The following is an 11,875-nucleotide window of genomic DNA, read 5'->3' as shown; positions in this document are numbered from 1 at the left end:
TATAAGTTATGAGAAGAGCAAGTGGAATAATAATGCATATAGCTTCTTTACCAGGAAGACATGGAATAGGTACTTTAGGAAAAGAGGCGTATAAATTTGTAGATTTTTTGAAAAAAGCTGGACAAAGCTATTGGCAAATACTTCCTTTAGGGCCAACGAGTTATGGAGATTCACCCTATCAATCTTTTTCAGCTTTTGCAGGAAATCCATATTTTATAGATTTTGATATCTTAAATAAAGAGGGAATTCTTCAAAGCAAAGATTATGAAGGTATTAATTTCGGAAATAATCCAGAAAAGATAGACTATGCTTTATTATTTGAGAAAAAGATGAGAGTGTTAAAAATAGCATATGAAAAATCTTTAGATAAAGATAAAGAAGAAATTAAAAAGTTTAAGGAAGAAAATAAATTTTGGCTTGAAGACTATGCCATATACATGGCTATAAAAAATGAAAATAACTTATTAAGTTGGCAAGAATGGGATGAAAAATTAAGATTAAGAGATGAAAAAACTTTAGAAGAATATAAGATTAAGTTAGAAAAAGAGATAAATTATTGGATTTTTCTTCAATACCATTTCTTTAAGCAATGGAATAAGTTGAAAGAGTATGCAAATAATTGTGGTATTAAAATAATAGGAGACATGCCTATTTATGTAGCTGAGGATAGTGCAGATGTTTGGGCTAATCCAAAGGCGTTTTTATTAGATGAAAATAATATTCCAAAAAAAGTAGCAGGATGTCCACCAGATGCCTTTTCAGAAACAGGACAGTTGTGGGGAAACCCTATATATGATTGGGATTACATGGAGGATACTGGCTACGCTTGGTGGATTAGTAGAGTAAGAGAAAGTTTTAAGCTTTATGATGTATTAAGAATAGATCATTTTAGAGGATTTGAATCTTACTGGCAAATTCCTTATGGAGATGAAACAGCTATTAATGGAGAATGGGTTAAAGGACCTGGAATAAAGTTATTTAATTCAATTAAAGATGAACTAGGTGATGTAAAGGTTATAGCTGAGGACCTTGGATATTTAACAAAAGAAGTTATAGACTTTAGAAATGAAACTGGTTTTCCTGGTATGAAGGTTTTACAATTTGCCTTTGATTCTAGAGAAGAAAGTGATTATTTACCACATAACTATAAAGAAAATTCCATAGCATATACAGGAACTCATGATAATGATACATTTAGAGGTTGGTTTGAAGTTACTGGGAATAAAGAGGATGTGGAGTATGCAAAAAAATACTTAAAGCTTACAGAAGAAGAAGGTTATAACTGGGGCTTTATAAGAGGTGTTTGGGGTAGTGTATCTAGTATCTCAATGGCCTTAATGCAAGATTTTTTAAATTTAGGAAATGAAGCAAGAATAAATTACCCATCAACCTTAGGTGGTAATTGGCAATGGAGAGTAAAATGTTATGCTCTTACAGATGAATTAGCAGAAAAAATATACGATATAACAAAATTATATGGAAGGGTGAATATCTATGAATAAAGAAGAAATAAAAAATGGAATAAAGAGATATTTAAAAGTTAAATATGGTAAAAGTTCAATTAAAGATGCTAAGGATTTTGAAGTTTTTAATGCATTATCATTAACTCTTTTAGAAAGTATTGTTGATGATTGGAATAGTACAGAAAAGCTTTATGAAAAAGAAAAAAATGCCTATTACTTTTCTGCTGAATATTTAATGGGAAGAGCTTTAGGTAATAATTTAATAAGTTTAGGACTTTACAATGAAGTTAAAGAGGTTTTAGAGGAACTTGGATTTGATTTAAATAAAATTGAAGAAATAGAGGAAGATGCAGGTTTAGGAAATGGTGGATTAGGTAGACTAGCAGCTTGTTTTATGGATTCTGGAGCTTCTTTAGAAGTACCTTTAAAAGGGTATGGAATTAGATATAATAATGGTTTATTTTCACAATACTTTGAAGATGGATTTCAAAAGGAAGAGGTTGATAATTGGTTAAAATATGGAGAGCCTTGGAGTATAAGAAAAGAAGAGGAGTTTGTAACTGTTGATTTTGAAGATATGACAGTTAAGGCGATTCCCTATGATACTCCTATTATAGGATATGCAAGTAAAAATATAAATACTTTAAGACTTTGGAAGTGTGAGCCTGTAAGAGAATTTGATTTTAAGTTATTTAATGAACAAAAATATGATAAAGCTTTAGAACTTAAAAATAGAGCAGAAGATATATCAAGGGTTCTATATCCTAATGATTCGAAAAAAGATGGGAAGCTATTAAGGTTAAGACAACAGTATTTTCTAGTAAGTGCTTCTTTAAAAGATATAATAAGAAAACATAAAGAGATTTTTGGAAAAATAACTGAAAATTTTGCTAAGATGCATGTAGTTCAGTTAAATGATACTCATCCAGTTTTAGCAATTCCAGAGCTTATAAGACTTCTTGTAGATGATGAAGGATTTACTTTTGATGAAGCTTACAATGTGGCATCAAAGACTTTTGCTTATACAAATCATACTATATTAGCAGAAGCTTTAGAAAAATGGGATGTTGAATTAATAGAAGAGCTATTTCCAAGAATATTAGAAATAATTGAAAATATAGATGAGAATTTTATAGAAGAATTATGTGAAAAAGGATATTCAGAAGAGCATATAGATGAGCTAAGAATAATAAATGATGGAAAGGTTAGAATGGCTAATTTAGCAATTCATGTGGGATTTGCTGTTAATGGTGTTGCTAAGTTACACACAGATATATTAAAAAATATTGAACTTAAATCTTGGTATGACTTATATCCTAATAAATTTCAAAATAAAACAAATGGAATAACTCCAAGAAGATGGCTAAGATTATGTAATCAAGAATTATCGGCTTTAATAACTGAACTTTTAGGAAGTGAGGATTGGGTTAAAAATCTAGATTTATTAAAAGGGCTAGAAAAATATAAAGATGATGAAGCTATATTAAAAAGATTTATGGATATTAAACATATTAAAAAAGAACAATTAGCTTCTTATATAAAAGAACATGAAGGGGTTACACTAGATCCAAGTTCAATATTTGATATACAAATAAAAAGATTACATGAGTATAAAAGACAATTATTAAATACATTATATGTTTTAGATTTATATTATAGATTAAAAGAGAATCCAGATATGGATATACCAAAAGTAACATTTATATATGGAGCAAAGGCTTTTCCAGGGTATAAGAGAGCTAAATCAATAGTTAAATTAACTAATGAAGTTGCAAAACTTATAAATAATGATAAATCAATAAAGGGAAAAATAAAGGTTGTATTTGTAGAAAATTATAGAGTTTCTTATGCAGAAAAATTATTCCCAGCAGCAGATTTATCAAAACAAATATCAACAGCAGGTAAAGAAGCTTCAGGAACAGGAAATATGAAGTTNTAGAGTTTCTTATGCAGAAAAATTATTCCCAGCAGCAGATTTATCAAAACAAATATCAACAGCAGGTAAAGAAGCTTCAGGAACAGGAAATATGAACTTTATGTTAAATGGAGCACCTACTTTTGGTACTAATGATGGAGCTAATATAGAAATTTTTAGAGAAAGTGGATTAGATAATAACTTTATATTTGGTTTAGAGGTTGAAGATATAGAGAAGTTAAAAGAAGATTATGACCCTGTAGCTTATTATGAAGCTGATAAGGGTTTAAAGAGAGTTTTAGATTCCTTAATAGATGGAACTTTTGATGATGGAGGAACTGGTGATTTTGAGGACCTTTATAATTCATTACTAAAAGAAGGGGACCAATATTTCTTGTTAGCAGATTTTAAGTCTTTTAAGGATACTGAGGATAAAGTTTTTGAAGCTTATAAAGATAAATTAGGATGGGCTAAAAAAGCCTTTGAGAATACTTGTAATGCAGGAATATTCTCAAGTGATAGAACAATAAAAGAATATTGTAAAGATATTTGGCATATTAAAAAATGCACTAACAAATAAATTTTTTATTTAATTATTAATAAAAAATACTTTTAGAATTGGTTTTGTAAAATTTTAAAAGCTTATTATGAAATTTAAATAACATTTTAAGGATAATAATTTATTCTTTATAAGTATTTAAATTAAAGGTTTTTAAGTTTTGCAGAACCTTTTTTAATTCAAAATTTTATACAAATAGATAAATGAAGTATGTTCATATTTAAAAGGGTATGATTTTATTATTAAAATTAAGAGGTGTTAATTTATGAATTTTGGAAAAATGGATTGGCTTAATTATGATAGGGCTATAGAGAAAGAATGGATGATTACAAATGGTATAAGTGGATTTTGTGGTGGAACTATTATAGGCTCTAATTCTAGAAAATATCATGGATTATTAATAGGGTGTATTAACTCACCTGAGGAAAGATATATGATTCTTTCAAGCTTAAATGAAGAAATAATTATTAATGGAAAGCTTAGTAAGTTAAGTTCTTTAAAATATACAGATAAAATTGATGAAGGATTTAAAAATCTTCAAGGATTTTATTATGATGGGTTACCTCATTTTAGATACTTTATAGATGGAGTAGTTATAAATAAGAAAATTGCTATGGAATATGGTAAAAATACTGTGTTAATAGAATATGACATATTAAATGGAAGTAAAGAAGTAAAAATTAATATTGAACCTTTAATTACTTTTAGAAATCCAGGAGTATGCAGTAAAGAGGAAAATTTAAGATTCTTAAAGCTTGTGGATAAAAATAAAATTGAACTTATTCCTAATATAAATAAAGATATAAGTATAAAATTTTTTGCATATGGTGGAAATATATTAGACAAAAATAGTAGAATTGTGGATAAAATTTATTATGATGTTGATAAAAGTACAGGAGATAACTTTGTGGATAAATGTTATATACCAGGAAGTGTTGAAATAAATCTTAAGCCTAGGGAAAATAAAAAGATTTATTGTGTTTGTACTATAGAAGATGAAAGGGATTTTAATTGTGAAAAAATAATAAAGAATGAAGAAAAGAGAATAGAAAAATTAAGAAATACCTTTAATGATTCAAGAATTTTAGCAAGATATCTTCCGATTTCTGCAGACCAGTTTATAGTAAAGAGAGAATCTATAAATGGAAAAACAATTTTAGCAGGATATCCTTGGTTTTTGGATTGGGGAAGAGATGCAATGATTGCTATTAATGGATTAACCTTATCAACAGGAAGGCTTGAAGAAGCTAAGGAGATTATAAGAAGCTTTAGTCTTTATGAAAAAGAAGGTTTAATACCAAATATGTTTCCTGGGAAAGGAAAAGAGCCTATTTATAATACAGTAGATGCATCCCTATGGTTTATAAATGCAGTTTATAATTACTTGCTTTATGCTAATAGTAAGGAAGCTTTAGATTTTGTTGAAAAAGAAATTTATAAAACTATAAAAAATATAATAAAGGCTTATAAAAAAGGAACTAAATTTTCAATAAAAATGGATGAGAAGGATTATTTAATAAGTGCAGGTTCTGGATTAGACCAAGTAACTTGGATGGATGTTAGAGTTAATGATATTGTAGTTACACCAAGACATGGAAAGCCAGTTGAAATAAATGCTTTATGGTATAATGCTTTGAAAATTACAGCATTATTAAAAGATAAATTTGAAAAAGAAAGCCATAACCAGTATGAAGATTTAGCTAAAAAGGTTAAGGAGTCTTTTTTAAAAACCTTTTGGATAGAAGATAAAAACTATCTTTATGATGTTGTAAACAAAGAGGAAAAGGATGATGATTTAAGACCTAATCAAATTTTTGCTATATCTTTACCCTTTACAATGTTAGATAAGGAAAGGGGAAAACTTGTAGTTGAAAAAGTCTTTGAGAAATTATATATTCCTTATGGATTAAGAAGTTTAGATAGAGAAAATAAAAATTATCATGGTGTTTATATTGGAAAACTTTTTTATAGAGATATGGCATATCATCAAGGAACAGCATGGGCTTTTCCATTAGGTGCATTTTTTACAGCTTATTGTAAAGTTAATGATTATTCTAAAGATGCTGTAGATACTGTTAATTATTTAATGACGGATATGGAAAATCATATTAAGGACCAATGTTTAGGAAGTATTGCTGAAATTTTTGATGGTGATAATCCTTATAGACCTAGAGGCTGTTATTCTCAAGCTTGGAGTGTTGGAGAAATGCTTAGAGTATATTATGAAGATATTTTAGGGAACTATAGGCTTTTAAAAAATGCTCATAAAATTTTATTTGAATAAATTTTTGCTAGAGATTATTAAATTAATCTCTAGCTTTTTTTAAAGTTTTGTAATTATTAACTTTGTAATTTTAGGATATAATTAAATGAATAAATAAAAATAAAGGAGGGTAATTTATGAGGACATCATTAAATATAGAAAATAAATTAAATATAATAAGTGAAATGAGAGGAGATTCTCTTTTTCAAATTTTAGAATTTGATAGTTTAAAAGGAGGAAATTCTTTAGACCTTGCTATTAAGTTAAATCAAATGAATGAAGCTAATATAAAGCTTAGACAAGTAAGAATTATTTTAGATAATAGCTCAGTAAATATAGAAAAGGGAGCTTTAAGTTACATGAGAGGGCCTATAAGCATAAAAAATAAAGTTGGAGGAGCAATAGGTTTAGGAAAGAAATTATTTACAAGTAAAGTTACAGGCGAAAGTACCTTTAAACCTAGATATGAAGGAGTAGGAGATATCTTTTTAGAACCTTCTTTTGGTCATTATGCCTTAATTGAGTTAGAGGATGAGGATATAGTAGTTGATGATGGAATATTCTATGCTTGTGAAAGTACAGTAGAAATATCATCTCATATGAATAAGAGCATATCCTCTATGGTATTAGGAAATGAAGGAATGTTTCAAACTAAATTATCTGGAAGTGGAATAGCTGTTTTAGAAATTCCTGTTCCTGAAGAAGAAATATTTAAGTGTAAAATAAATGATGATGTTTTAAAAGTAGATGGAAATTTTGCTATTTTAAGAACTGGAGATATAGAATTTACTGTTGAGAGGTCATCAAAATCCTTAGTAGCAACTTCAACTAGTGGAGAAGGACTTTTAAATGTCTTTAGAGGAACTGGAGAGATTTGGTTAATACCAACTAAGGCTGTTTATGAAAAGCTTGAAAAAGGATGGACTTCTTTAAAACTTTTAACTGACCCTAGTGGAACATCTAATACTGAAGCATAATTTATAAGTATTATTTTATTTATTTAAATAAAGATATATAATTAAATTATTAGTAGAAATAGTCTAAATATAATTGATTATATATAAATAAACGAAGAGTTAAAGGAGAAGATTATATGAACGGAGTACACTCAAGATTAAAGGGAAAAGATTTAGATTTTTTATTTGAAGCTATATTAAAATTAGAAAATATAGATGAATGTTATAATTTTTTTGAAGATATATGCACTATTTCAGAACTTAAAGCTTTAGCACAAAGATTACATGTAGCTAAAATGCTTAGAGATAAAAAAACTTATACTGAAATTGCTGAAGAAACAAAGGCTTCAACAGCTACCATAAGCAGAGTAAACAGGTGTTTAAATTATGGAGCTAATGGATATAATGAAATATTAAATAAATTAGAGGCTAAGTAATAATTTTTTGAAAAATAGGCATACTAGTATCATTAACCATTAAGGAGGGATATGGTATGCCAAATTTAAGCTGTGGTGTGGATAATTGTGCATATAATCAAAATGATATGTGTTCTTTAAACTCAATAAAGGTAAATGGCTCTTTTGCAAATCATTCAGAGGCTACTTCTTGTGGAAGTTTTGTTGAAAAGGGTGGCTTTACTAATGCTGCTTTTAGTATGGGAGAAGCAGAGGCACAAACTATAGTTGCTTGTGAAGCTGAAAATTGCTGTCATAATAAAAACTGTAAATGCCATGCTGAAAGTATAGATATTTCTGGTGATTATGCTCAAAATCAAGATCATACAGAATGTTCAAGTTTTAAACAAGAATAAAATATTTATTACTTTAAGAAGACTATTTTTTAGTCTTCTTTTTAAATAATCTTATTTAAATTTGGACAAGCTTAAATTCTACATATTATTTATACACTTTTTAGTTTTAATAGAATTAAAAAGTCTTTATAAGAGGTGGGAACTTTGAATATATTATTAGTTGACGATGAAGAAAAGATAGTTGAGGTATTAGAGGCTTATTTAAAAAAAGAAGGATATGAAGTTTTTTCTTGTAGAAGTGGCAAAGAGGCCTTAGAAATTTTTGATAAAGAAAAAATAGATTTAATTCTTTTAGACCTTATGCTTCCAGACTTAAGTGGAGAAGAGGTTTGTAGATTAATTAGAGCAAAAAGTTGTGTGCCTATAATAATGTTAACAGCTAAAACAGAGGAAGAGGATTTGCTAGAGGGTTTTAATATTGGAGCAGATGATTATGTTACAAAGCCCTTTAGTGTAAAACAATTAATAGCAAGAATAAAGGCCATTATAAGAAGAAGTAATTCTTCTAAGGAAGGAAGTAAAATTTTAATTTTTAATAAGGGAGAATTAAAAATTAATTTAGATACAAGAGAGGTTTTTATTAGAGAAAATTTAATAAATTTAACTTCTACAGAATTTAATATACTTTTATCTTTAAGTAAATATCCAAAAAAAATATTTACAAGAGATGAATTAATTGAGCTTGTTTTAGGAAATAAAAGTGATAGTTTTGATAGAGTTATAGATTCTCATATAAAAAATTTGAGAAGTAAAATAGAGGAGAATACAAGAAAACCTAAGTTTATAATAACTGTCTATGGAGTGGGGTATAAATTTGAAGGTGAGAAGATATAAAACTTTAAATTTTAAGGTTATAGTTCCATCTATAATACTTATAATAATTGTAACTTTAATTACGGTAACTATCTCTAAATTTTATTTTGATAAAAAATTTGGAGATTATATAATGGTAAAAAATCAAGATACAGTTCAGAATATTTTAATGGAATTAGATGAACAGTATTCTAAGGATAAGTGGGATTATAAAAATGTTGAGAAAATAACATATAATGCTTTAGATAAAGGAATTATAGTAGCCTTATATGATAAAAATGGAAATGAAATAATTAACATGGAGAAAAACTCTAAGGATAAGTGCAATAGGATTATGAATTTTATAAAGAGTTCTATGGAAGGTAAATATGGTTCAACAAAAACACAGTTTCAACCTGTGTACTATCCACTAATAAAAAATGGAGAGCGTATTGGTGAAGTTGTAGTAAAATTTTATGGACCAATATTTTATATGGAAAATGAGTTAGTATTTTTAGATATAGTAAATAAGATAATTTTAGGTATTGGATTATTACTTATATTATTTTCCACAATAATAGGTTTTATAATTTCTAGGTCTATAACAAGACCTATAAAAAAATTAATGATTAAAGCAAAGTATATATCTAAAGGGGAATATGATAAAAAGATAGAAATAAATACTGATATTTTAGAAATAAATGATTTAGTAAATTCTATAAATAATTTATCAAAAAGTATAAAGGAACAAGAGAATATAAGAAAAAGATTAACAGGAGATATATCTCATGAACTAAAAACTCCACTAACAAATATACAATCTCATTTAGAAGCTATGATTGATGGAATATGGGAACCTACAGAGGAAAGGTTAATAAGTGTTAAGGAGGAAGCAGAAAGATTATCAACCTTAGTAAGCGATATGCAAAGACTTAATAAGTATGATGAGTTTTCTATTAAATTAAAAATGAGCAAGGAAAATTTAGATAACATAATTTCTTTTGTAATATTTCAATTTTCTAATTTAGCTAAAAGTAAAAATATTAATATAAATTATGAAAGTAAGAATATAAGTATTTTCTGTGATAAAGATAAAATAACACAAGCCTTAGTTAATCTTCTCTCAAATGCTTTAAGATATTCAAATGAAGGAAGCAATGTATTTATAAATACTCATGAAAATTCTAAGGAAATATTGATATCAATAAAAGATCAAGGCATAGGAATTTCAGAGGAAGATTTAAAATATATTTTTGAAAGATTTTATAGGGCTGATAAATCAAGAACAAGGACAACAGGAGGAACAGGGATAGGATTAACAATTGTAAATTCAATAGTTAATTCTCATAATGGAGAAATTAAAGTTAAGAGTAAATTAGGTGAAGGAAGTGAATTTATAATAATATTACCTAAGTTTTAGATTTTTCTATATTGAAATAACCCAATAGATTAATTCTATTGGGTTATTATTATTAATTTAAAGAGTCTAATTCTTTCTTTATTTCTTGAATTTCTCTTTGAACTTCTTTAACTTTAGCTTTATTATTTTCTATTCTTCCTTTAATGTCTTCAACTATTTCTTGATATTTTTCAATAGTTTCTAAAGTGTTTCCACCAGGTCTAACATTAAAAAGTCTATTAGTAAAGTCTTCAAGTCTTTCTTCATCTTGGCTTATATATTTTTTTAATTTCTTTATAAATTCTTCTTTATTTCTAACTAAAGAATTTAAGAAATCCTTTTGTTTATCAGCTCTAGCAGCATTTATACCATCAAAGTATTCTTGTCTAGCTTTATAAAAGCCATCTCTGATTTCTTTAAATTCATTTATAAGTTTTTCATTTTCATCTTTTCCACAAAAGCCTATTTTAAAGAAATCATCACTTATTTCTTTAACTTTAACAGAAGCTTCTTTCCAGCTATCATTTTCATATAAAGCTTTTAATGCTTCTATAAGAGCTCTTCTTTTTTCTACATTAAGTCTATTTTCAGCTTTTAAAGCATCAAAGAATTCTTGTCTTTTAGCAAAGAATATATCTTTTGCCTCTTTATAACCTATAGAAATTTCTTCATTTCCTTCTTTTCCAGAGAAACCTATGCTCTTAAATTCATCACAAAGAAGGTTGAATTTTTCAGTAGCATCTTTCCAGTTATCATTATTAACTAATCCTTTAAGTTCAATTATTATTGCTCTTTTTCTATTAGCTTTATTTGTGAATTCTTCTCTTAAACCTTCCATAATAGCTCTTCTAGTTTCTTGAGCTGCATTTCTAGCCTTTTTAAATCTATCATATAAATCGTTATTTAAATCTTTTCCAGCAAAGCCTATAGCATAAAATTCTTCAGATAAAGATTTAGCTAACATATCAGAAGCTTTTATATCATTTGTATAAACTAAAGCTTCAAGTCTTTTTATAACATCTTCTTTTTTTATAGCATTTTCTTTAAAACCTTCATTTGCTTTTTCAAAGAAATCTTTTCTAGCAGTATAGAATTCATTTTTAGCTTCTCTTAATTCGTTCTTTAGGGCATTCTCAATTTCTTGGTCATAGTAATAAATATCGTTAAACTCTTCAATAAGAGCGTTAAATTCTTTATTAGCTTCTTTCCAGTTTTGAGCATTGTTAGCTAAGAATTTTATCTTTTCAATTACCTCTTTTTTTCTTTTACAACAGTTTTCTTCTTCTGCAGCTAAAGCTTCAGCGAAATTTTCAATTTCTTTAGAATCTCTTTTTTCATCTATGTAATTAGATTCATTAGTTGTCATTGTAAATTATCCCCTTTCTTTTATATCACTCAATTAATATTTTAAGGCGTAATTACTCTTATGTCCATAATTAAAATGTTTTCAAATATATTTATGTAATATATAATATGAAATTATTAAAATTTAAATAAGTCCATAAATTCATTGCCTTTACAGTTTAAATTATATGCTATTAATTGACATATATTATATTAATTTAATGAAAATAATGGTATAAATAATGAAAAGAATGTTAACTTGATAAATCAAAAATAATATTTTAGTAATAAATAAATTTTATTAATATGTTATTATAAAATATGACTTTAAAATAAAAACTTAAGAGAATATTAATAGCAAATATTTGACAAA

8 protein-coding genes and 1 pseudogene are annotated in these 11,875 nt (G+C 26.8%); 8 read left to right on the top strand and 1 reads right to left on the bottom strand.

What is annotated here, in order from left to right; all coding sequences use genetic code 11:
- The first annotated feature begins 8 nt into the window (after positions 1 to 8).
- The 8 genes and pseudogenes from malQ (at position 9) to AC4FQV_RS08675 (ending at position 10,179) form a co-directional block, all read left to right on the top strand.
- Positions 9 to 1,502, top strand: a complete 1,494-nt coding sequence (gene malQ / locus AC4FQV_RS08710; protein ID WP_491165339.1) for a 4-alpha-glucanotransferase — start codon at positions 9 to 11, stop codon at positions 1,500 to 1,502.
- Positions 1,495 to 3,958 (top strand): annotated as a pseudogene (locus tag AC4FQV_RS08705) (glycogen/starch/alpha-glucan phosphorylase). The gene malQ and the pseudogene AC4FQV_RS08705 overlap by 8 nt, the downstream one beginning before the upstream one ends.
- A 244-nt stretch (positions 3,959 to 4,202) precedes the next feature.
- Positions 4,203 to 6,221, top strand: a complete 2,019-nt coding sequence (locus AC4FQV_RS08700; RefSeq protein ID WP_491165338.1) for an amylo-alpha-1,6-glucosidase — start codon at positions 4,203 to 4,205, stop codon at positions 6,219 to 6,221.
- Between the two features lie 116 nt (positions 6,222 to 6,337).
- Entirely contained in the window at positions 6,338 to 7,177 is an 840-nt protein-coding gene (locus AC4FQV_RS08695) for an AIM24 family protein (RefSeq protein ID WP_491165337.1), read from the top strand.
- Positions 7,178 to 7,293: 116 nt separating this feature from the next.
- On the top strand, positions 7,294 to 7,593 hold the full coding sequence (locus AC4FQV_RS08690; RefSeq protein ID WP_491139853.1) for a YerC/YecD family TrpR-related protein: 300 nt from the start codon (positions 7,294 to 7,296) through the stop codon (positions 7,591 to 7,593).
- Positions 7,594 to 7,649: 56 nt separating this feature from the next.
- On the top strand, positions 7,650 to 7,967 hold the full coding sequence (locus AC4FQV_RS08685) for a DUF1540 domain-containing protein (RefSeq protein ID WP_491139852.1): 318 nt from the start codon (positions 7,650 to 7,652) through the stop codon (positions 7,965 to 7,967).
- A gap of 144 nt (positions 7,968 to 8,111) precedes the next feature.
- Positions 8,112 to 8,801: a response regulator gene (locus tag AC4FQV_RS08680; RefSeq protein WP_491139851.1), complete on the top strand. Its 690-nt coding sequence runs from the start codon at positions 8,112 to 8,114 to the stop codon at positions 8,799 to 8,801.
- Positions 8,782 to 10,179, top strand: a complete 1,398-nt coding sequence (locus tag AC4FQV_RS08675) for a HAMP domain-containing sensor histidine kinase (RefSeq protein WP_491165336.1) — start codon at positions 8,782 to 8,784, stop codon at positions 10,177 to 10,179. The genes AC4FQV_RS08680 and AC4FQV_RS08675 overlap by 20 nt, the downstream gene beginning before the upstream one ends.
- Before the next feature lie 52 nt (positions 10,180 to 10,231).
- On the opposite strand, the gene AC4FQV_RS08670 is transcribed toward AC4FQV_RS08675, so the two are convergent.
- Positions 10,232 to 11,524 (bottom strand): DUF349 domain-containing protein, encoded by a 1,293-nt coding sequence (locus AC4FQV_RS08670; protein ID WP_491165335.1) that lies wholly within the window; start codon positions 11,522 to 11,524, stop codon positions 10,232 to 10,234.
- Positions 11,525 to 11,875: the final 351 nt, after the last annotated feature.

Source organism: Clostridium sp. TJA038, assembly GCF_058310255.1.
The sequence above is the reverse complement of the archived record's forward strand: the minus strand, read 5'-3'. Positions and strand labels throughout refer to the sequence as shown.